The sequence below is a fragment of the Massilia sp. LjRoot122 genome, assembly GCF_964252725.1.
In the GTDB taxonomy this organism is placed as follows: Bacteria; Pseudomonadota; Gammaproteobacteria; order Burkholderiales; family Burkholderiaceae_D; genus Telluria.
Map to the genome: position 1 here is coordinate 1,029,216 of NZ_CAXUPB020000001.1, position 20,419 is coordinate 1,049,634.

The following is a 20,419-nucleotide window of genomic DNA, read 5'->3' on the forward strand; positions in this document are numbered from 1 at the left end:
GTCGCAAAGCGCTGGAACCGGCGCCATCCCTTTCCTATAGTCGACCCAACAACAACACGAGGGGAAAGACATGCTGGAACTGCGCGCGGTAAGCAAACAATTCGGCAAGGACCTGAAGGCGGTGGACGACGTGACGCTGTCGCTGGGCCAGGGCGTGGTCGGCCTGATCGGCCACAACGGTGCCGGCAAGTCGACCCTGATGGGCATGATCGCCACCCTGGCGCGTCCCAGCGCAGGCCAGATCCTGTTCGACGGCGTCGACATCGTGCGCAAGCCCGACGCGATCCGGCGCCGCCTGGGCTACCTGCCGCAGGATTTCGGCGTCTACCCCAACCTCAGCGCGCTCGAATTCATGCAGTACTTCGCGGCCCTGAAGGGCGTGCGCGACGCGGCCCGGATCCGCCGGCTGCTGGAACTGGTCAACCTGCACGAGCAGGCGCAGCGGCCGGCGGCCTCGTTCTCGGGCGGCATGAAGCGCCGCCTCGGCATTGCCCAGGCCCTGCTGAACGATCCCGACATCCTGGTGGTGGACGAACCGACCGCCGGGCTCGACCCGGAAGAACGGCTGCGCTTCCGCAACCTGCTGGCCGAGCTCGGGCAGGGCAAGCTGGTGATCCTGTCGACCCACATCGTGTCGGACGTGGAGAGCATCGCGACCGAACTGGCGATCATGCGGGCGGGGCGGCTGGTCGCGCACGAAACGCCGGACGCGGTGCTGCGCCGCGCACGCGGCCAGGTCTGGAGCGTCAGCATGCTCGAAGCAGATTATGCGGCGCTGCGCGAACGCGTGCACGTGCTGCAGGCCCAGCGCCAGGACGGCCGCATGCTGCTGCGCATCGCGCATCCCGAGCTGCCCTGCCTGGGCGCGCGCGAGGCCGAACCGAGCCTGGAAGAAGCCCTGATGGCGCAGCGCTATGCGCTGCAGGCGGAGGCGGAGGCGGCATGATGGCGCACCCCTTGTTCCTTCTGGCCGGCAGCGAAGTGCGGCTGCGCCTGCGCCGCCTGTCCACCCTGGTGGCGGTGCTGGCCGTGGTGGCGCTCACCTGGGCCATGATCGAGGACGTGTCCACCGGCCGGACCCTGATCGTGCTGAACGACGCGCGCGTGCTGTACACCAGTTCCGCGCTGGCGGTCGGCAGCGCCACCATGGCCAGCCTCCTGTTCAGCCTCGCCGGCTTCTACCTGGCGCGCGGACGCACCGGCGAGGACCTGCGCAGCGGGATCGGCGGCGTGATCGGCGCCACCCCGGCCGGCGACGTCCTGCTGGTCGCCAGCCGCTGGCTGGGCGCCGCCGCCTGGCTGGTGCTGCTGCTCGGCGCCTTCATGCTGACCACCTTCGCCTGCCACCTGCTGCGCGGCGACGGCCCGCTCCAGCCCCTGGTCTACCTGCAGACCTATGCGCTGCTGTTGCTGCCGATGGCCTTCTTTGCCGCCAGCTGCGCGGTGCTGTGCGACAGCTGGGGCCCGCTGATGGGCAAGGGCGGCGACATCCTGTATTTCATGGTCTGGGTGGCGCAGCTGTCGGTCGGGGGCGCGGTGGAGGAGGGCGGGGCGCCGGCCTGGCTCACCCTGGTCGATTTCACCGGCATGTCGAATGCGATCATGGGCCTGCGCCACCATGCCGACACGGCGGCCATGGGCATCGGCATGATGCCCTTCAAGGCCGCGCTGCCCCCGGTCGAACTGCCGCAATGGCTGTGGAGCGGGGCCATGGCGCGCGAGCGCATGCTCTCCTGCGGGCTGGCCCTGCTGCCGCTGCTGCCGGCCGTGTTGCTGTTCCACCGCTTCTCGCCGGACCGGGTCAAGGCCGGCAAGGCGCGCCGGCGACGTTCGCCGCTGGCCCTGCTGAACGGCTGGCTGCGCCCGCTGGCACGCACCGTGCAGCCCCTGATGCGCCTGGCCGCGCGCCTGCCGGGACCGGCGGGTCAGGTATTGGCCGATGCCGGCCTGGTGCTGATGTCGGCGCCCAGCGCGGTCCTGGTGCTCGCCGTCTGCCTGGCCGGCGGCCTGCTGCTGCCGGCAAGTTTCCTGCCCGGCCTGCTGGCGGGAGCGCTGGCCTTCTGGGGCATCCTGTGCAGCGAGAGCAGCACGCGCGACACCAGCGCCGGCTGCGACGGCCTGAGCGCCGCCGTGCCGGGCGGAATCCGCCGCCGCTTCCTGCGCCAGTGGGCGGCCGCGCTGCTGCTCGGCCTGCTGTTCATGGGAAGCGTCGGGCTGCGCTGGAGCCTCGATGAGCCGGTGCGCGCGTTCGCGCTGCTGGCCGGCCTTGTAGGGCTGTCCGGCTGCGCCGCCCTGTTCGGCCAACTGAGCCGCACGCCGCGCCTGTTCCTCGGTCTGTTCCTGTTCGGCTTCTACGTGATGATCCAGGCCAAGGGCATGGCGATGATGGACGTGGTCGGCTTCCACGGCGACGCCACGCTGGCGACAGCCGCCGGCTTCCTCGCGGCCGGCCTGGCGGCGGTGGCGGCGGGCGCCGCATGGAGCCGCCGCAGCTAGCGCATTCCTTGACGAATGGTGCATCGGCCGTCACGGCGGCCTGGCTATACTCGGGCAGGTCATGTCCTGCTCGGGAGGAAGGCGATGTGGAACACACCGTGGGCGCGCTGGGGCGCCGTGCTTGGTTTCGCGCTGGGCGGCTTCTTCGACGGCATCCTGCTGCACCAGATCCTGCAATGGCACCATCTGCTCAGCCTGGTTCCGGGCATCGATGAGCTGCGCCTGCAGGTGCTGTGGGACGGCTGGTTCCATGCGCTGATGTACCTGATCGCGCTGGCCGGCCTGGTCGGCCTGTGGCGCCTGCACCGGCGCGGCGCCGGCAACTGGGGCTGGCCGCTGGCGGGCGCGGTGCTGGTCGGCTTCGGCCTCTGGCACGTGGTCGACGCCGCGCTCTCGCACTGGCTGCTCGGGATCCACCGCATCCGCATCGACAGCGAAGCGCCGCTGCTGTGGGACCTGCTGTGGCTGGCGTTGTTCGGCCTGCTGCCGCTGGCGCTCGGCCTGCGCCTGCGGCGCAAGGGCGGCGGTCCGGGCCTGCAGGGCGGGGCGGCGATGCTGGCGCTGGTGGCCGTGACGTCCGGCGCCGGTGCCTGGGCCCTGGTCCCGCCGGCCCAGACCGGCTTCGTCACCGTGGTATTCCAGCCCGGCGCCGGCCCGCGCGAGGTGTTCGCGGCCCTCGACGCCCTCGACGCGCGCCTGGTGTGGAGCGACCGCGCGATGGGCGTCGTGGTGGTGGCCGTGCCGGAGGAAAGGCGCTGGGGTTTCTACCGGCACGGCGCGCTGCTGGTGAGCGGGGCAGGGGTGCCGGCGGCTTGCTTCAACTGGAGCAAGGGCTGATAAGATGCCGACATGCGGATTCGTGAAATCGTCATTGGCGCCGTGCTGAGTGCGGTGCTCGCCGGCGTCGTGGTAGGGACCATGCCTTCCCCGGAACCGGTCAAGCTCGCCTTGCCCGCGCCGGCCCTGGTGTCAGCGCCGGCCGCCGCGCCATTGCCGGCGGCGCACACCGCCGCCACGGCGCCGGCCGTCGAACAGCGCCCGGGGACATCCTGGCGCGACATGCACGCGAAACTGGTGCATGCCCGGAGCCTGCGCGTATTCTTCTATGAGGCCATGCGCAAGCCCGGGGACGGTGCCTATTTCTATGCGAGCAATGTGCTCGAGACCTGCCGCCGCGCATTGGAGAAAACAAGGTCCGACCTCCCGGCGCCGCGCCGCACAGCCGCCGAGGAACTGCTGCGGCGCTGCGATTTCACGCCCGAAGGCCTGGCCGATGCCGAGCGCGAGCTCCACGCGGCCCGGCACCTGGACCTGGCCACCGACCCGCTCCTGGGCAGCCTGTTCGACTACCTGGCCGCCGATGGTCCGGAAGGCCGCATGCGGATGCTGCTGGCCTCCTTCGAACAGGGCAATCCCGAGGTCATCGCTTCCCTCCTTGCCCCGGTCATCCTGGAACGCGCGCCGGTGCGCGACGAACGGGATTCGACTGCGCGCGGCATTCCCTTCGGCGCCGCGCTGGTCGCCTGCCGCCTGGGCGCCGACTGTGGACCGGCATCACCGCGCACTCTGGAGCTGTGCATGCAGCTCGGCTGGTGCGCCGACAGCGTCCCGGCGGCCCTGCAGCAGGGCCTGGGCCCGCATTTCGCGGCGCTCGACCGGCTCGCCACCCAGGTCGTGAACGACCTCCGGCGCCGGCAGGGCTGAGCTAGACCGCGATCTGCTGCAGCAGGTAGAGGCGTTGGTACAGGCCGCCCTCGATGCGCATCAGCTCCTCGTGCGAACCGGCCTCGCTGATGCGGCCGTGGTTCAGCACGATGATGCGGTCGGCCGCGCGGATCGTCGACAGGCGGTGCGCGATCGCGATGATGGTCACCTTGCCGCGTAGTTCCTCCAGCGCTTCCTGCACGATCTGCTCGGTGGCGCTGTCGATGCGCGAAGTCGCTTCGTCCAGCAGCAGGATGCGCGGTTCACCCGCCAGTGCGCGCGCGATCGCGATCAGCTGTTTCTGGCCCGAGGACAGGCGCGAACCGCCTTCGCCCAGCTGGGTCTCGTAGCCCTGTTCCAATGCCGCGATGAAGCCGTGCGCGTGCGCGGCGCGCGCCGCCGCCTCGATGCGATCGAGCGGCAGTCCGCGTCCCATGTCGATGTTTTCGCGCGCCGTCGCGGCCAGGATGAAGGGATCCTGTGGCACCAGGCCCACTTCGTTGCGGAAGCGTTCGTTGCCGATCGAGGCAAGCGGCAGGCCGCCGATCTCGATGCTGCCCTCGTCCGCCGTGTAGTAGCGCAGCAGCAGCGAGAGCAGGGTGGACTTGCCGCTGCCGGTGTGGCCGACGATGCCGAAGAAGGCGCCCTGCGGAATGTCGAGCGACAGGTCGTGCAGCACGCGCTGGCCTGCCACGTAGGCGAAGTTCAGGCCGCGCACGCGCACCGCCGGCGCCTGCGGATCGAAGGCCGCCTCGTTGCCCACGCGCCCAAGGGCATGTTCGGCCGCGCCGGTCTCGTCGAGCAGGCTGGAGACACGCGCCGTGGCCACCACCGCCTGCTGCAGGCCGCTGAACTGCATGGTGATCTGGATGAGAGGCTCGACCACGCGCGCGATGTAGCTGATGAAGGCGTACAGCACGCCCACTTCCACCGCGTTCATCTGGCGCTGGCCGAAGCCGTAGATCACGATGGTGAGCAGCACCACGTTGAGCAGGTCCAGGGCGGGGCGCAGCAGGAAGGCATTGGCCTTCAGTTCGGCCAGGCGTGCCTTGCGGTGCGCGCGGTTGGTGTGCAGGAAGCGCTCGCCGAAGCGCAGCTGGGCATTGCTCGCCTGCAGGACGCTCATGCCGCCGATCGATTCGGCCATCTGGCCGTTGATGTCGCTGCGCAGGGCGCGGGCGCGCGTCACCGCCGGCGCCGACAGGCGCTGGTAGAGCCAGACGATGCCGACCACGGCCGGCACCAGGGCCAGCACCACCAGCATCAGGCGCCAGTCGAGCCAGGCCATCGCCGCCAGCGTCCCGACCAGCACAATGCTCGAGTCGAGCATCACGAACAGCACCTGGATGTAGAGGGTCTTGACGGCCTCGGTGTCGTTGGTCACGCGGCTCACCAGCTGGCCGGTGATAGCGCGGTCGAAGAAGGCCATCGGCAGGCGCAGCACGTGGCCGTAGACCCATTCGCGCAGGCGCCGCACCGAGCGCATCGCCAGGCCCGAGAGGCGGATCAGCTGCAGGTAGCGGATCCAGGACGAGGCCCAGCCGGTGAGCACCAGGCCGCCGAGCAGCAGCGACATGCGGGTCCAGTCCAGGTTGCGGGTCAACAGGTGGTCGTCGATCAGCGCCTTGCCCAGCAAGGGGCCGAGTACTTCGAGGCCGGCCGCGATGGCGAGCCAGAAGGTGGCCCAATACAAGTGACGCTTCTCCGGCGCGGCGGCGCGGCGCAGCAGGCCGGCCGCCTGCCTGGCCTGCGTGCGCATATCCCTGGTGTCGAGTTTGGGTTCAGTCGGCGTCAATGCTGGCCTCCAGTTGCTGGTAGCGCCACTGGCTGGCATACCAGCCGTCCAGCAGCAGCAGTTCGTCGTGGGTGCCGGACTCGGTGATGCGGCCGTCGCGCAGCACCACGATGCGGTCGGCCCCGGCCACGCTCGACAGGCGGTGGCTGGCGATGATGGCGGCGCGTTCGGGACGTGCCGCACGCAATTCCTCGAGGTGTTCGAGGATGCGGGTTTCGGTGCCGGTGTCCACCGCCGACAGGGCATCGTCGAGCAGCAGCAGGGCGCTGTCGGCCAGCAGGGCGCGCGCGATCGCGACGCGCTGGCGCTGGCCGCCCGAGAGCGTGATGCCTTTCTCGCCCACCGGCGTGTCGTAGCCCTGCGGGAAGCGCAGGATGTCGTCGTGGATCGAGGCCATCTGCGCCGCCCCTTCGATCTCCGCACGCGAGGCGCCCGGACGGGCCAGCGCGATGTTCTCCGCGATGGTCGCCGAGAACAGGAAGGATTCCTGGGGCACCCAGCTCATGGCCGCGCGCAGGGCTTCCAGGCGGTAGTGCTCGATCGGGTGGCCGGCCCAGGCGACCGTTCCGTGCTGCGGGGTGGCCTGGCGCAGCAGCACGCGCAGCAGGGTCGACTTGCCGGCGCCGGTGGGGCCGACCAGGCCCAGGGTCTGGCCCGGCTCCAGGCGCACCGATACCTCGCTCAGCGCCGGCCGCTCGGCATCCTGGTAGGCGTAGCCCACCCGGTCCAGCACCAGCGCGCCGCGTCCGACCGCGTCCAGCCTGCCCTTGTCCTCGACGCTCAAGGGCGCATCGAGCAGGGGCTGCAGGCGCGCCAGGCCGGCGCGTCCGCGTTCGATCAGCGACAGCACCCAGCCGGCCGCGAACATCGGCCAGATCAGCTGGCCCAGGTACATCGAGAAGCTGGTCAGGGCGCCGACCGTCAGCTCATTGTTCCAGACCAGGTAGCCGCCCAGGCCCAGGGTCAGGCCGGTGGCGGCGGTCAGGGTCAGGCCGACCGCGGGTTCGTAGGCGGCCTCCCAGCGCTGCGCACTCAGGCTGGCGGCGGCCGCATTGCCCGCCAGTTCGCTGAACTGGGCGCTGCTGCGCGCTTCCAGGCCGAGCGCGCGCAGGGTGCGTACGCCGGACAAGGATTCCTGCACGTGGTCGTTCAGGGCCGAGAAACGCTTCAGTGCGTCGGCCTCGGCCGTGTGGACCTGGCTCGAGATGCGCCAGAACGCGAAGGCCATCAGCGGGAAGGGCAGCAGGGCGATCCCGGCCAGGCGCGGATCGACGCCGAGCGTCATGATGCCCAGCACCATGACCAGGGTGAGGGTGCCGTCGAAACCAGCCAGCATGGCTTCGCCGGCCGCCATCTCGATGGCGTCGATGTCGTTGGTCGCCAGCGCCATCAGGTCACCGGTGCGCTGGCGCTGGTAGAAGGCCGGTCCCTGGTTCGACAGGCGCGCGTACAGGCGGGTGCGCAGCTCGACGCCGAGATTGTAGGCGGCCGAATACAGGCGGATGCGCCAGCCCACGCGCAACACGTAGATGGCGACTCCGAGGCCGAGCAGTTGGGCCAGGCCGAGCAGCAGTGCACGCTGGTCCAGGCTGTGCGCCGCCAGGCCGTCGATCAGGGCGCCAACCTTGCGCGGAATCAAGACCGTGCAGATGGCGACGCCGGCCAGCATGAAGGCCGACGAGACATAGGCGGGCCAATGCCGGCGGACGAAACCGCCGATCAGGCTTGCAAGACTCATACAGTTTCCTTGGAGATCTTTGCGGCCCGATTTTTGCGTCCAGAAACGACTAGCGGGCCGAAGCCCGCTAGTGTAGTCGCTTTGCCAATCGGGTGCTCGTGCGCACCCGGCAGGGATCGCTTACTTCCTCCGTTTGGAAGACGGGCGTGCGATCTCGACCTTCGGCAGCTCGGCGGCGGCCACCGGGGCGGCGTCCGGATGCGGGGCCACGGCGGCGCGGGGTGTGCCCTTGCCGGCGGCCTTGGCGATGGCCGTCGGTTCGGCGGCAGGTGCGGGTTCGGTCACGGCGGCCAGCGGCTCAGGCGCCGGCTCGGCCAGGACGACGGGTTCGGCTTCGGCGCCAGCCTCGGCGGCGACATGCGCTGCGGCGACGGGTTCAGCTGCAGGAGCAGGTGCAGGCGCAACGACGGCCTCGGCTGCACGCTCGACCACCTCGACAGTCTCGATGGGCTGCTGCCGCGCCTGCGCGAGTGCCTGCGGAAGCGCGACATACGGGCGCACGCCGCTGGCGATGCCGAGCAGTTCACGGCCATAGTCGAACAGGTGACGCACCTGCTCTTCGGCCTGGCCGCCCAGGGTGAAGACGTCGCGTGGATCGCGCGCGTTCAGCAGTGCGAAGCCGGTACCGAGCGAACGCTGGACCGCGTCGCGCGATACCGCCAGGTTGAGGGCAGCCACGCGGCTGGCGCTCTCGAGCGCCTGGGTGGTCATGGAATTGAAGAAATCGAACTGTGCTTCGAACTGGGCCTTGCGTACTGCGGAAAACTGGTCGCTGAGTGATGTCATGAAGGTTTCCTTGTCAGTTTATGGCGCACTGCAATATCAACTAGTGTATCCATGAAAGGCAGGTGTTGCCAACTACTTATTTTATACTTTAAAGCGAGAAATATTGCGCCGCAGCATCTCATGGCTTCATGAATGTCGCTCAGCCCTCAAATCCGGCAGGAAATGGTTACAATCAGCCAGACAACAAGAGGAGCGCGCATGGATCTCGTGATTCGCAATGCCACCCTGCCGGACGGCAGCCGCGGCATCGACATCGGCATCAGCGGCGGCCGCATCGCCGCCGTGGAAAAGCGGCTGGCGGCGCAGGGCGCGCGCGAGATCGATGCCGACGGCGACCTGGTGAGTCCACCGTTCGTGGACGCGCACTTCCACATGGATTCGACCCTCAGCTACGGCCTGCCGCGGGTGAACCGCAGCGGCACCCTGCTGGAAGGGATCCGCCTGTGGGGAGAGCTCAAGCCCCAGCTGGCCCAGGATGCGCTGGTCGAGCGCGCGCTGCGCTATTGCGACTGGGCGGTGGCGCGCGGGCTGTTGGCGATCCGTACCCACGTCGACATCTGCGACGACCGCCTGCTGGCGGTCGAGGCGCTGCTGGAAGTGCGCAAGCAGGTGGCGCCCTACCTCGACCTGCAGCTGGTCGCCTTCCCCCAGGACGGCCTGCTGCGCAGTCCCGGCGCCTTCGACAACCTGAAGCGCGCCATCGCGATGGGCGTCGACGTGGTCGGCGGCATCCCTCACTTCGAACGCACCATGGCGGACGGCGTCGAATCGATCCGCCTGCTGTGCGAATTCGCGGCGCAACACGACCGGCGCGTGGACATGCACTGCGACGAGACCGACGACCCGATGTCGCGCCACATCGAGACCCTGGCCGCGCAGACCCATCGCCTCGGCATGCAGGGCCTAGTGGCCGGCTCGCACCTGACCTCGATGCATTCGATGGACAACTATTATGTGAGCAAGCTGCTGCCCCTGATCGCGGAGAGCGGCGTCGCCGCCATCGCCAACCCCCTGATCAACATCACGCTGCAGGGCCGCCACGACAGCTACCCGAAGCGGCGCGGCATGACCCGCGTGCCGGAGCTGCTCGCGGCCGGCGTCGACGTCGCCTTCGGCCACGATTGCGTGCTCGATCCCTGGTACGGCATGGGCTCGGGCGACATGCTGGAAGTGGCGCACATGGGCCTGCACGTGGCGCAAATGACGGGCGTGGAGGCGATGCACCAGTGCTTCCTGGCGGTGACCGAGACCCCGGCGCGCATCCTGGGCCTCGAGGGCTACGGGCTGGCGCCTGGCTGCCATGCCGACCTGGTGCTGCTGGACGCCGGCTCCACGGTGGAAGCGATCCGCCTGCGCGCACCGCGCAGGCTGGTGGTGCGGCGCGGCGCCGTGGTGGCCGAGGCACCGTCTGCGCGGGTGACCCTGCACCTGCCGGGGCGGCCGGCCGGCACCGATTTCAGGATGCCGCCTGCGCAATAGCGGAATGACAATGCCGACAAAAAGGACGGCACGATACGTGAAATCGCGTACCGATTGCGGCTAGAATAGAGCGCTTTCCAGTTCAGCAACGCCTTCCGACACCGTGAAAGACATCCAGATCCGTCCCGCCGGTGAGCACGATTTCGATGCGATGTGGAGCATCTTCTGTGCCCACGTCGCCGCCGGCGAAACCTATCCGTTCACGACCGCGATCTCGCGCGAGGCGGGCCATGCCTACTGGCTCGGGCCCGAGGTGACGAGCTTCGTCGCGACCTCCGGCGGCGAGCGCGTGCTCGGCATGTACCGCCTGGTGCCGAACCAGGTCGGGCGCGGACATCACGTGGCCAACGCTTCCTACATGGTCAGTCCCTCGGCCCAGGGCGCCGGCGTCGGACGCCTGCTCGGCGAGCACAGCCTGGCGGAGGCGCGGCGCCTGCATTATCTTGCCATGCAGTTCAACTACGTCGTGAGCACCAACACCGCCGCCATCCGGCTGTGGAAGAGGCTCGGTTTCTCGATCGTCGGCACCCTGCCCAAGGCCTACCGCCACAAGCGCCTCGGCTACGTCGACGCCTACGTCATGTACCAGCTGCTGCACGACCCGGACCACTGGCCGACGGTAGACGCATGACCGAGGTGGCGCGTACCGATCGCCTGCGCCTGCGCCTGGTCGACGCGCGCGATGCCGCCGTCTACCTGGACATCCTCAACGACCCGGCCTTCATCGAACATATCGGCGACCGCGGCGTACGCACCCTCGACGACGCCGTCAAGTCGATCGAGGAGGGCCCGGTAACGATGCAGCGCACGCGCGGCCACTCGATGTACATGGTGGAGCTGCTCGAGGGCGCGGTAGCGGTCGGCCTGTCCGGCCTGATCAAGCGCGATACCCTCGAGGACGTCGATATCGGCTACGCCTTCCTGGCGCGCCATCGCGGGCAGGGCTATGCCTTCGAAGCCGCCCAGGCCGTGGTGGCGCATGCGCGCACGCTCGGCATCCCGCGGCTGGTGGCCATCACGACTCCGGGCAATGCGGCCTCGATCGGGCTGCTGCTCAGGCTGGGCATGTGCTTCGAAGGCACGCGCTCCCTGGTGGAAGGCGAACCCGCGCTCAACCTCTACGGCATGGCCCTGTCCCGGGAGCGCTAGCGCACCGTGGCGCTGCGCCGGTGGTGGTAGGATGGCGTCGCTGATCCATCAACCGATCGAACCATCGATGCCGACCACCGAACCGAGCCCCGACGCACCGTTCTATATTGTCCTCAACGCCGGATCGGGCCATTCCGAGACCGCGCTGCGTCGCTCGACCATCGAAACCGTGCTGGCAGCAGCCGGCCGCAGCTGCCACCTGGAGCTGGTCGACGATCCGGCCGAGCTGGCCGCAAAAGCGCATGAGCTGGCGGCGCGCGCCGCCGGCAGCGGCGGCATCCTGGTGGCGGCGGGCGGCGACGGCACCATCAACACGGTCGCCCACGAAGCGGTGCTGGCCGGCTGTCCCTTCGGTGTCTTGCCGCAAGGAACATTCAACTATTTCGGCCGCACCCACGGCATTCCCGAAGACCTGGAAGAGGCCGTCTATGCCCTGCTGCGCGCAAAAGTGCAGCCAGTCCAGGTGGGCTTGCTGAACAACAAGATCTTCCTCGTCAACGCGAGCGTCGGCCTGTATCCGAAGATGCTCGAGGCGCGCGAAGAGGACAAGCGCCAGTACGGGCGCAGCCGTGTCGTCGCCTTCTTTTCGGCGATCAAGATCGCACTGCGCCCGCACCGTCACCTGCGCATCACGCTCGAGCTCGACGGCAAGGAACGCCGCCTGCGTACCACGACTTTGTTCATAGGAAATAATCGTCTGCAGCTGGAGCAGGTCGGCATGCGCGACGGCCTGATCGAGGCGGTGGAAGACGGGCAGCTGGTCGGCATCGCGCCCAAGCCGATGGGCAAGCTCGGCCTGTTGCGCCTGCTGGTGCGGGGCATGCTGGGACGGCTGGGCGACGATGACGAGGTGGAAGCCTTCGCCTTCAAGCGCCTGCTGGTGCGCACCCCCTCGGTGTACGGCCGCAAGCACATGAAGGTGGCGGCCGACGGTGAAGTGGCGAAGATGACGATGCCGCTGGAATTCCGCGTGCTGGAAGGGCGGCTGCTGCTGATGGCCCAGGGACCGTCGCGCAAGGAAGCGCGTACGGTTCCCGGCGAGGCCGAGGCTGCATGACTAGTTCGTCCGCAGCAGGCGTACCCCGTAGATGTCGAAGCGGTTGGACGGTCCTGTCAGCCCGCCGGCCGCGCTGAAGCTGCTGTTGCTGTCGAGATAGCTCATATTGTAGTAGTCGCTCATCTCGATGCGGTAGGTCCCGCGCTCCAGGCGCACCGCCAGCGGCGTCGAATACACGGTCGGCGTGTCCGCCTTCGCCAGCGGCGCATGCGGCAGGCCCACCACGCCCTGGGCCACGACCCGGCCGCGGCCGTCCTTCACCGCCAGCCATTTCACCCCGCCGCTGATCCCCAGGTTCACCTGGTTGGCGGCATTGTGGTAGCGCAGCTGGACCTGGTAGTTGCCGGCCGCCGGCACCTCGATACGCTCGACGGTGTAGCGGTCGCCGGGCTGGCCCCAGCCGGCCAGGTGGGGCGCCGCGAAGCGCGCATTCGGCGGGCTGAGTTTGAGGTTGGAGACCGTGCGCGGATCGGTGACGGCGACCTCGATGCCGGCATCGGCGCAGCGCGGCGCGCTGTGGTGACTGCGGTTGCCCGTTGCGCCGAAGCGTGCTTCGACCGCATAGCAAGCGAAGGCGCTTGCCGCGCGGTCGGTCCAGGTGCCGGCCCGCAAGCCATCGACCACGCGCTTGCCGTCGCGGTAGATGCTGTAGCTTACATCCTGCTCCTTGCCGCTGCCGGCGATCTGCAGCGTCACACCGTCGGCATCGCGCTTCAATGCCGTGATGGCCGGCTCGCGCGGACCGAACGTGGCGCCGCCGTCGGCATACGGATCGTCCTGCACGCGGCGGATGTCCTGCTGCCCGGCCAGCAGCTTCCCGAGCACGATCTCGACCTGGTTGTCCGCCGCGAGTTGTGCGAGGCGCAGGGTTTGCCCGGCCGGCTTGCCGTTCAGGAGCACCCGCTCGACCGCGTAATAGCCATTGTCCCGGCTCACGGCGGGCAGGCGCAGGCGCACGTCGATGCGCTTGCCGTGCAGCTGCAGCGCGTGCAGGGAGACTTCACTGCTGGCGCCGAACATCTCGCGCCGCAGCTTCGCGGTCACGAAGGGACGCAGGGCGATGCCCTCGTCCCGCACCGACACCCCGAACACCTCGCCCACCACCATGCCGAGGTAGGCGCCGACCGACCACAGCTGGCGGCGCGAATTGATCACCGGCCCGATCAGCGTCGGATGGCGTTCGTCGAGCAGCAGCGGCTGGCCCGACAGCCACTCGAGGTTCTCCATGTTCGACATGTTCAGCGCGGCGCCGCGCAGCAGCGAATCGTAGGCCGCATCGGCGACCGCCACGTTCCCGGCCTGCGCCGCCGCACGCAGGCCGTAGGCCGTCACGAAAGGCCACAGCGCGCGGTTGTGGTAGACCGGCATGCCCGGCTGCTGCGGCCAGATCACGGGCGCACCCATCGGGCCGTGCGGATAGCGCGCCAGGATCGAACGCGCGCGCTCCTCGCCGGCGATGCCGCTGAGGATGGCGAGCGACTGGCCGAGCCAGTCGAACTTGTGCAGGGGCGCGCCGTCGAGGTGGCCGGCCGTCAGGCTGCTGTACATGCCGGCGCCGGGCAGCCACAGTTCGCGGTTGATGGCGCGCTTGAGCGCTTGCGCCCAGCCCGCGTAGCGCTTGCCGCGGGCCGTGTCGCCATGCTCGCGCGCCAGTTGCGCGGCCAGGCGCAAGGCCTGGTAATGGCCGACGTTGGTCGACAGCGACTTCGAGGTCGACATCGAGGCCAGGTCGCTCGGGATCCACCCGGCATAGCTCTGGTCGCGCCAGTCGAGGAAGGACTGCTCGCCCATGTACAGGCCGGTTTTCGCATCGAAGGCCGCGATGCGGTCGTTCTCGATGGTGTTCGCCAGCGCCGCCAATGCGCGCCGGGCGAAGCGCGTGCGCTCAGATGCGGGCAGGGTGCGCAGGGTTTCCTCGGCCGCGAAGGCCCAGGTGACGCGGTCGGTGCTGACCGGCCAGCTGCCGCCGCTGCCGGTGTCCTGCACGATCTGCAGGCCGTCCTCAGTTGCGTAACCCTTCCCGGCGACCTGCGGCGCAATCGGCACGCCCTTGCGCCAGCCGGACAGCTTGAACTCGAGCGAATTGCGCACCCGCTGCGGGTCGAGCAGGGCCAGGCCCAGGTCGGCCGCATACGACAGATCGCGGGTCCAGACGTAGTGCCACTTCTCGCCGGTGGCGAAGCACTCGCAGGGGATCGCGGCGCCGCCCTGGTAATTGCCGTCGCGGATATGGCTGACCGAATCGAGGCGCATCTCGGCGCCGGCCAGCGCGAACAGCGCGTCATAGGCCAGGTTGCCGGTCCGGATGCGCGGCAGGCCGGCGTCCTCGCGGTACTCGCTGTGCTGGGGGCCCGGGTCGCGCAGGCTCAGGGTGGTCGAGTGCGTGTAGGTGCGCAGCGGCGCCATCGCATCCGGCGACGAGATGCGGGCCGTTTCCTGCTTGCCGTCCCAGGTCGGCCAGGTGAGCGCGGCGACGGCCTTGCGTCCCGCATGCGGGTCGGGGGCGCCGGCCGCCTGCGGCGTCTCGAGGCGCACGATGCGCAGGCTCGGCGCGGCCCGATTGGAAGCGTCCACCGTAAAGCGGTAGGTGCCGGTGCGGCGCACGAACAGGTAGTCTTCCGGGCCCGCCTGGGTTTCGAGCCGGTAGGGCGTGTCCGGCGCCACCGTCACGCTTTGGTTGACATCGGCCACCCATTCCTCGGCCCAGTCGCGGCTGCCCACCTTGAAGGCATGGTTGCCGGGGCTGACCAGGATGTCGGCTTCGTACACGCCCTTGCCCTTGTGGACCAGGGCATTGTCGGTACCCCAGCCGTTGAAGGCGCCGCGGATGTACAGCGCCTTTTCCTGTGCCGATGCGGACAGGCAGGCGAGCAGGGCGGCGGCCGCCAGCAGGGAGCGCTTCATCGCGCGGCATCCAGTTCGAGGATCACGCTGGCCTTGGCGGGCAGGCGCAATTCCTTGCTCAGGTCGAAGCGCTTGCCGCTCAGGACATCGGTGCCGCCGGCGACGCCCGCCAGCATTTCGTGGAAGCGTCCTGCGTCCAGCACCATCTCCTTGGGGTTGTTGTTGAAGGCGACCAGCAGCTTCTTCTTGTCGTCATAACGGAAATAGACCCAGGTGTTGTCGCGCGGGCCGTAGTGCATCAATTTGCCGTGGTGGATGAGCGGCTGGCCCTTGCGCCAGTTGGCCAGCTTGCGTACCAGTTCCTGCGCGGCGCGCTGCTGGCTGCTGAGGCCCTTGACGGCGAAGGCATCGATCCTGTCGCCGGCCCAGCCGCCTGGGAAGTCGCTGCGGTAGCTGACGTCGTTGCGCTCCTTGGTCGCGCTGGTCATCAGGATTTCATCGCCCACGTAGAACTGCGGGATGCGCGGCATCGTCATCAGGAACACCTGGGCCATGCGGTAGCGGTCGAAGTCTTCGCCCACCACGCTCCAGATGCGCGACATGTCGTGGTTATCCGAGAACAGCACCAGATTGCTCGGTTCCGGGTACAGGTAGTCGAGCGAGAGGGTCTCGTATACGTCGCCGAAGACGTTATAGCCTTCTTTGGTGGCGAGCGCGGTGCGCATGGCTTCGGCCAGCGGGAAGTCCATCAGGCTCGGGGTGGAGGCGCGGTAGCCGTCGAAGTTGTCCTTGCCGCGCTGCCAGCGCGCGACGACCGGCACCAGCTTGCTCCATTCCTCGCCCACCATGTTCAGCTTCGGGTATTCGGCCATCAGGCGCTGCGTGTACGCGGACAGGAAGGCGCCGTCCGAATAGCCGAAGGTGTCGATGCGCAGCCCCGACAGGCCGGCGTACTCGATCCACCAGATGTTGTTCTGGATGAGGTAGTTCGCGACCAGCGGGTTGGACTGGTTCAGGTCGGGCATGCTCTCGACGAACCAGCCGCGCGTGAAGTTGTCGGCATCTTCCTTCGCGGCATAGGGGTCCTGCACGGCGGTGCGGTGGTGCTGGGTCGGCACGAACTTGCCGCCATAGTTGATCCAGTCCGGGGTCGGCAGGTCCTTCATCCACCAGTGCCCGCTGCCGATGTGCGACAGCACCACGTCCTGGATCAGGCCGATGCCGCGCTTCTTCGCCTCCGCTGACAAGCGGCGGAAGTCGTCGTTGCTGCCGTAGCGCGGATCGATGCGGTAGTGGTCGGTGGCGGCATAGCCGTGGTAGGAATAGACCGGCATATTGTTCTCGACCAGCGGCGTCGGCCACAGCTGGGTGAAGCCCATGCCCTTGATGTAGTCGAGGCGGTCGATGATGCCCTGGATGTCGCCGCCGTGGCGTCCGGAGCCGTTGGCGCGGTTCGCCTTTTCCAGCGTGTCCGGGGTGCTGTCGTTGCGTGGATCGCCGTTGGCGAAGCGGTCCGGCATGATCTGGTAGATCGCGTCGCTGCCGTTGAAGCCGATCCGCTGCGCCGAGCCGGGCGCGCGCGCCAGCAGCTGGTAGGAATGGCTTGCCTGGCGGCCGGCGCCCTTGAAGACGATCTCGAACTTGCCCGGCTTCGCGTGCGCGCCGATCTCCAGGTCGATGAACAGATAATTCCTGCTGGGTACCCGGGTGACCGAGGCGATGCGCACGCCGGGGTAGGCCAGGCTCGGTTCCAGGTCGGCGATGCCTTCGCCATGCACCATCAGCTGCAGCCCCTTGTGCTGCATGCCGGTCCACCAGAAGGGCGGCTCCATGTGGGCAATCGCAGGGGACTGTGCGTGGACGGCAAGCGGGAACAGGGCGGCGCTGCCGATCAGGATGCTGGCGAAGAAGTGTCTCATGAGGATATCGGGCGTTTCTTTGATTTCGCGTAGTCAGACTACAGCTTCAGTGTGACTCCTGATACAAAGCGAGTGCCGTGCTTGGTTAAATTGCAGCGAGAATACTATGGATCGGTCGCTGCGGACAAACGGATTGCCGTTCATATATCTAGTCAAAGTACAGCTTTTTTGATGGAAAGCTTCATTTCCCTAGCGCATGTAAGTCGGCGCCACCACCAGCGCGCTCGAAGCGACGCACCAAGTTGGTGCATTTCTGCCGAAATATGCGACGCAAATGGGCGTTTGTAGTCCGACTACAGACGTCTGTACACGATCCTGTAGCCCAAATACAACGGAAAACCCGTGCTCTACTGCCGATTTTCGGAAAAACATGCCATTATCGTAGTAACAAGCAACTCCCGTTGACAGTGCATCTAGTTTTAATACAGAATCCTTGACAGAACGTTCAAAACCGTTTGCTTGAGGCTGCCGTGCAGCTGGCTGTCGCGCTGTAGTTTCGGGAAAAAATTATTGGTCTTTATTGAGGGGACAAATGAGCATCTTCGCAACCAAGCGCACCGGCGAGCCGGTCCGCAATGCATTTCAGCTGAGCCCGGTCGCCGCCGGCTGCGCAGTCTTCCTGTCCGTGTTCGCCGGTAGCGCCTACGCGCAAGCCACGACGCAGGACAACACCACTACCACCACCAGCGCCACCTCGAGCGTCGCTACCCAGCCGGCATCGGCCGAGCAGGCAGCAGCCGCCGCCGAGCCGACCCCGCCGGGCGCGACCCCGGCCCCGGGCGTCGCCACCGTCCAGGTGACCGGTATCCGCCGCGGCATCGAAGCGGCAATCTCGATCAAGAAGAATTCCAGCTCGATCGTCGAAGCCATCTCGGCCGAAGACATCGGCAAACTGCCGGACCAGAGCGTCGTCGATTCGATCTCGCGCCTGCCGGGCGTGTCGGCCCAGCGCGGCCGCAGCTCGGGCAAGGCATCGGACATCTCGGTGCGCGGCCTGTCGCCAAGCTTCAACGGCACCCTGCTGAACGGCCGCGAAATGGCCTCGACCGGCAATGCCCGTTCGCCTGAGTTCGACCTGTTCCCGGCCGAACTGATGGGTTCCATCGTCATCTACAAGACCCCGGACGCCAGCGTCATTGGCCAGGGCCTGGCCTCGACCATCGACCTGCGCACCGTGCAGCCGCTCGACTTCGGCAAGCGCACCGTCGCCGTCAGCTACAAGAAGACCCGCCTCGGCGTGAAGCACCCGGACGGCCTGCCGGAAGGCGACGGCAAGCGCGCCACCCTGTCGTACATCGACCAGTTCGCGAACCGCACCATCGGCGTGGCAATGGGCTTCACCCGCTACGAGGAAACCGGCGGCGGCCAGACGACCTTCAATTCCTGGGGCACCGCCGAGATGGACTTCGCTGGCGGCAAAGTGAAGACCCCGGGCGGCTTCGGCTACGACACCGTGGTCGACTCGCACGAACGTGACGGCGCCTTCGCCTCGCTGCAGTTCCGTCCTAACAAGAACTTCAAGTCGACCGTCGACCTGTTCTACTCGGCCGGCGAAACCGGCCAGAAGAAGACCGGTTTCGAAGGCGGCGTGGCCTACAACGCCGGCGGCGCCTACGAGCTGCCGCACGTGCTGAGCGCGGCCACCGTGTCGAACGGCGTCGCTACCAGCGGCACCATCAGCAACTGGAAGGGCGTGGTGCGTAACCACTACGAAGGCGCCAAGGATGACCTGAAGACGATCGGCTGGAACAGCGAGCTGAAGATCGCCGACTGGACCACCGCGGCCGACCTGACCTGGTCGAAGGCCACCAAGCTGTCCTCGCGCTACGAAACCACCGCCGGTATCCCGGGCCGCACCCAGGACAGCCTGAAGTACACCAATTTCAACGGCAGCAACGTCAGCGAGGTGAAGTACACCCCGGTCAGCAACTACGCGGACCGCGGCGTTGCGCGCCTGACCGACGTGATGGGCTGGTCGGGCGGCGAAACCTCGCCACAGGCCGGCTACCTGGCGCAGCCTTACATCGAAGACCAGGTCAAGGCCGTGCGCCTGACCGCCAAGCGCGCCATCGAGTTTGGCCCGCTGGTCGGCACCAGCTTCGGCTTCAACCACACCTCGCGCGACAAGTCGCGTACCGGCGACGAAGGCCGCCTGGTGATCAAGGGTGGTGCCGGCCCGTACGCGGCCGTGGCCGTGCCGGGCAGCGACGTTGCCCAAGCCGGCGCTTCGGGCTTCAACGTGGTGTCGTGGGATCCGCGCGGCTCGCTCGGTTCGGTCTACGAACTTGCCAACAAGGTTGACGCCGACATCTACAACAAGTTCTGGGACGTGCGCGAGCGTATCAATACCGCCTACGTCATGGGCGACATGGAAGGCGAGCTGTTCGGCCTGAACTACACCGGTAACGTCGGCCTGCAGGCGATCCACACCAACCAGACCGGTGGCGGCTACGTGATCGACAAGGCCCGTTGCGTCGGCAACACCGCCCAGACCTGCCCGGCGCAGCGTGTGGCGGAAACCGACAGCTACTGGGATGTCCTGCCGAGCATGAACCTGTCCTTCGACCTGAAGAACGAGCAGAAAGTGCGCCTCGGCCTGGCCAAGGTGGTCTCGCGCGCCAACCTGGACGACCTGCGCGCCGGCGGTAACTTCGGCCTGGCGACCCAGGGCGTGTCGATCCTGACCGGCAGCGCCGGCAATCCGCAGCTGAAGCCGTTCCGCGCCAAGGCCTTCGACCTGTCGTACGAGAAGTACTTCGGCAACAAGGGTTATGTGAGCGCCGCCTACTTCTACAAGAAGCTGGACACCTACATCATCCGTGCGCCGCGCGCCTTCGACTTCGGCCCGTTCGTGACCCCGACCACCCCGCTGCCGCTGACCGGCCCGTACAAGGGCTCGACCCAGGGCCTGCTGACCCAGCCGACCAACGGCGACGGCGGCAACCTGAAGGGCTGGGAGCTGGCGGTGAACGTGCCGTTCTCGATGCTGACCCAGTACCTGGACGGCTTCGGCGTGATGGTCAACCACTCGGACACGAAGAGCAACGTGAACCTGCCGGAGAGCGGCTTCGCCAACGTGAACGGCGACATGACCAGCATTCCGCTGCCGGGCCTGTCGCGCAAGGTGACCAACCTGCGTCTGTACTACGAGAAGAACGGCTTCCAGATCGCCGCCGCAGCGCGCAAGCGTTCGAGCTTCCTGGGCCAGGTCTCGGACTTCCAGGACAACGCGCAGCTCACCTTCATCAAGGGTGAGACCATCGTCGACCTGCAGGCTTCGTACGAGATCCAGCGTGGCTGGCTGAAGGGTGTGAGCCTGTATGCCCAGGCGCAGAACTGGAACAACGCACCGTTCCTCGAGTTCACCACGGACGAAGAAAACCCGTCCAACCGCCGCGCCTTCGGCCGTACCTACCACTTCGGCGCCAGCTACAAGTTCTAAGCTGCTGAAG

Annotated in this window: 14 protein-coding genes; 9 read left to right on the forward strand and 5 right to left on the reverse strand. The window is 67.8% G+C overall.

Annotated elements, in window-relative coordinates:
• Nucleotides 1-70 precede the first annotated feature (70 nt).
• The 4 genes from ACSQ25_RS04435 to ACSQ25_RS04450 all read left to right on the forward strand — a co-directional run bounded on the left by ACSQ25_RS04435 (nucleotide 71) and on the right by ACSQ25_RS04450 (nucleotide 4,200).
• Nucleotides 71-946, forward strand: coding sequence for an ABC transporter ATP-binding protein (locus ACSQ25_RS04435; RefSeq protein WP_436104501.1), 876 nt, complete (start codon nucleotides 71-73; stop codon nucleotides 944-946).
• Nucleotides 943-2,496 (forward strand): hypothetical protein, encoded by a 1,554-nt coding sequence (locus ACSQ25_RS04440; protein ID WP_436104502.1) that lies wholly within the window; start codon nucleotides 943-945, stop codon nucleotides 2,494-2,496. Before ACSQ25_RS04435 ends, ACSQ25_RS04440 begins: the two co-directional genes overlap by 4 nt.
• Before the next feature lie 84 nt (nucleotides 2,497-2,580).
• Nucleotides 2,581-3,333 carry a DUF2243 domain-containing protein gene (locus ACSQ25_RS04445; protein WP_436104503.1) on the forward strand — a complete coding sequence of 251 codons (753 nt, stop codon included), beginning with the start codon at nucleotides 2,581-2,583 and terminating at the stop codon, nucleotides 3,331-3,333.
• 12 nt (nucleotides 3,334-3,345) lie between these two features.
• Complete coding sequence (locus ACSQ25_RS04450) at nucleotides 3,346-4,200, forward strand: hypothetical protein (protein ID WP_436104504.1); 855 nt, start codon at nucleotides 3,346-3,348, stop codon at nucleotides 4,198-4,200.
• A 1-nt stretch (nucleotide 4,201) separates the two neighbouring features.
• Here ACSQ25_RS04450 and ACSQ25_RS04455 read toward each other — a convergent pair whose 3' ends face one another.
• The 3 genes from ACSQ25_RS04455 to ACSQ25_RS04465 all read right to left on the reverse strand — a co-directional run bounded on the left by ACSQ25_RS04455 (nucleotide 4,202) and on the right by ACSQ25_RS04465 (nucleotide 8,519).
• Nucleotides 4,202-5,959, reverse strand: coding sequence for an ABC transporter ATP-binding protein (locus ACSQ25_RS04455; RefSeq protein ID WP_436108022.1), 1,758 nt, complete (start codon nucleotides 5,957-5,959; stop codon nucleotides 4,202-4,204).
• 22 nt (nucleotides 5,960-5,981) lie between these two features.
• The gene (locus ACSQ25_RS04460; RefSeq protein WP_436104505.1) at nucleotides 5,982-7,733 is read right to left on the reverse strand and encodes an ABC transporter ATP-binding protein; all 1,752 of its coding nucleotides are present in this window, start codon (nucleotides 7,731-7,733) and stop codon (nucleotides 5,982-5,984) included.
• A gap of 120 nt (nucleotides 7,734-7,853) precedes the next feature.
• Nucleotides 7,854-8,519 carry a phasin family protein gene (locus tag ACSQ25_RS04465; protein ID WP_436104506.1) on the reverse strand — a complete coding sequence of 222 codons (666 nt, stop codon included), beginning with the start codon at nucleotides 8,517-8,519 and terminating at the stop codon, nucleotides 7,854-7,856.
• 198 nt (nucleotides 8,520-8,717) lie between these two features.
• Here ACSQ25_RS04465 and ACSQ25_RS04470 point away from each other — a divergent pair, with 198 nt between their 5' ends.
• The 4 genes from ACSQ25_RS04470 (at nucleotide 8,718) to ACSQ25_RS04485 (ending at nucleotide 12,204) form a co-directional block, all read left to right on the forward strand.
• On the forward strand, nucleotides 8,718-9,998 hold the full coding sequence (locus tag ACSQ25_RS04470) for an amidohydrolase family protein (protein WP_436104507.1): 1,281 nt from the start codon (nucleotides 8,718-8,720) through the stop codon (nucleotides 9,996-9,998).
• A 103-nt stretch (nucleotides 9,999-10,101) separates the two neighbouring features.
• Nucleotides 10,102-10,629 (forward strand): N-acetyltransferase family protein, encoded by a 528-nt coding sequence (locus ACSQ25_RS04475; RefSeq protein WP_436104508.1) that lies wholly within the window; start codon nucleotides 10,102-10,104, stop codon nucleotides 10,627-10,629.
• Complete coding sequence (locus ACSQ25_RS04480; protein WP_436104509.1) at nucleotides 10,626-11,147, forward strand: GNAT family N-acetyltransferase; 522 nt, start codon at nucleotides 10,626-10,628, stop codon at nucleotides 11,145-11,147. Before ACSQ25_RS04475 ends, ACSQ25_RS04480 begins: the two co-directional genes overlap by 4 nt.
• Before the next feature lie 67 nt (nucleotides 11,148-11,214).
• On the forward strand, nucleotides 11,215-12,204 hold the full coding sequence (locus tag ACSQ25_RS04485) for a diacylglycerol/lipid kinase family protein (protein ID WP_436104510.1): 990 nt from the start codon (nucleotides 11,215-11,217) through the stop codon (nucleotides 12,202-12,204).
• On the opposite strand, the gene ACSQ25_RS04490 is transcribed toward ACSQ25_RS04485, so the two are convergent.
• Both ACSQ25_RS04490 and ACSQ25_RS04495 read right to left on the reverse strand, forming a co-directional pair.
• Nucleotides 12,205-15,108 carry an MGH1-like glycoside hydrolase domain-containing protein gene (locus ACSQ25_RS04490; RefSeq protein ID WP_436104511.1) on the reverse strand — a complete coding sequence of 968 codons (2,904 nt, stop codon included), beginning with the start codon at nucleotides 15,106-15,108 and terminating at the stop codon, nucleotides 12,205-12,207.
• Nucleotides 15,105-16,967 (reverse strand): glycoside hydrolase family 13 protein, encoded by a 1,863-nt coding sequence (locus ACSQ25_RS04495; RefSeq protein WP_436104512.1) that lies wholly within the window; start codon nucleotides 16,965-16,967, stop codon nucleotides 15,105-15,107. The genes ACSQ25_RS04490 and ACSQ25_RS04495 overlap by 4 nt, the downstream gene beginning before the upstream one ends.
• 532 nt (nucleotides 16,968-17,499) lie before the next feature.
• Here ACSQ25_RS04495 and ACSQ25_RS04500 point away from each other — a divergent pair.
• Nucleotides 17,500-20,409: a TonB-dependent receptor gene (locus ACSQ25_RS04500; protein WP_436104513.1), complete on the forward strand. Its 2,910-nt coding sequence runs from the start codon at nucleotides 17,500-17,502 to the stop codon at nucleotides 20,407-20,409.
• Nucleotides 20,410-20,419: the final 10 nt, after the last annotated feature.

What these genes read in the sequence shown, in the direction of transcription:
- ACSQ25_RS04435 (WP_436104501.1), top strand. Translation starts at nt 71, where the DNA reads ATGCTGGAACTGCGCGCGGTAAGCAAACAATTCGGCAAGGACCTGAAG.
- ACSQ25_RS04440 (WP_436104502.1), top strand. Translation starts at nt 943, where the DNA reads ATGATGGCGCACCCCTTGTTCCTTCTGGCCGGCAGCGAAGTGCGGCTG.
- ACSQ25_RS04445 (WP_436104503.1), top strand. Translation starts at nt 2,581, where the DNA reads ATGTGGAACACACCGTGGGCGCGCTGGGGCGCCGTGCTTGGTTTCGCG.
- ACSQ25_RS04450 (WP_436104504.1), top strand. Translation starts at nt 3,346, where the DNA reads ATGCGGATTCGTGAAATCGTCATTGGCGCCGTGCTGAGTGCGGTGCTC.
- ACSQ25_RS04455 (WP_436108022.1), bottom strand. Translation starts at nt 5,959, where the DNA reads ATGCGCACGCAGGCCAGGCAGGCGGCCGGCCTGCTGCGCCGCGCCGCC.
- ACSQ25_RS04460 (WP_436104505.1), bottom strand. Translation starts at nt 7,733, where the DNA reads ATGAGTCTTGCAAGCCTGATCGGCGGTTTCGTCCGCCGGCATTGGCCC.
- ACSQ25_RS04465 (WP_436104506.1), bottom strand. Translation starts at nt 8,519, where the DNA reads ATGACATCACTCAGCGACCAGTTTTCCGCAGTACGCAAGGCCCAGTTC.
- ACSQ25_RS04470 (WP_436104507.1), top strand. Translation starts at nt 8,718, where the DNA reads ATGGATCTCGTGATTCGCAATGCCACCCTGCCGGACGGCAGCCGCGGC.
- ACSQ25_RS04480 (WP_436104509.1), top strand. Translation starts at nt 10,626, where the DNA reads ATGACCGAGGTGGCGCGTACCGATCGCCTGCGCCTGCGCCTGGTCGAC.
- ACSQ25_RS04485 (WP_436104510.1), top strand. Translation starts at nt 11,215, where the DNA reads ATGCCGACCACCGAACCGAGCCCCGACGCACCGTTCTATATTGTCCTC.
- ACSQ25_RS04490 (WP_436104511.1), bottom strand. Translation starts at nt 15,108, where the DNA reads ATGAAGCGCTCCCTGCTGGCGGCCGCCGCCCTGCTCGCCTGCCTGTCC.
- ACSQ25_RS04495 (WP_436104512.1), bottom strand. Translation starts at nt 16,967, where the DNA reads ATGAGACACTTCTTCGCCAGCATCCTGATCGGCAGCGCCGCCCTGTTC.
- ACSQ25_RS04500 (WP_436104513.1), top strand. Translation starts at nt 17,500, where the DNA reads ATGAGCATCTTCGCAACCAAGCGCACCGGCGAGCCGGTCCGCAATGCA.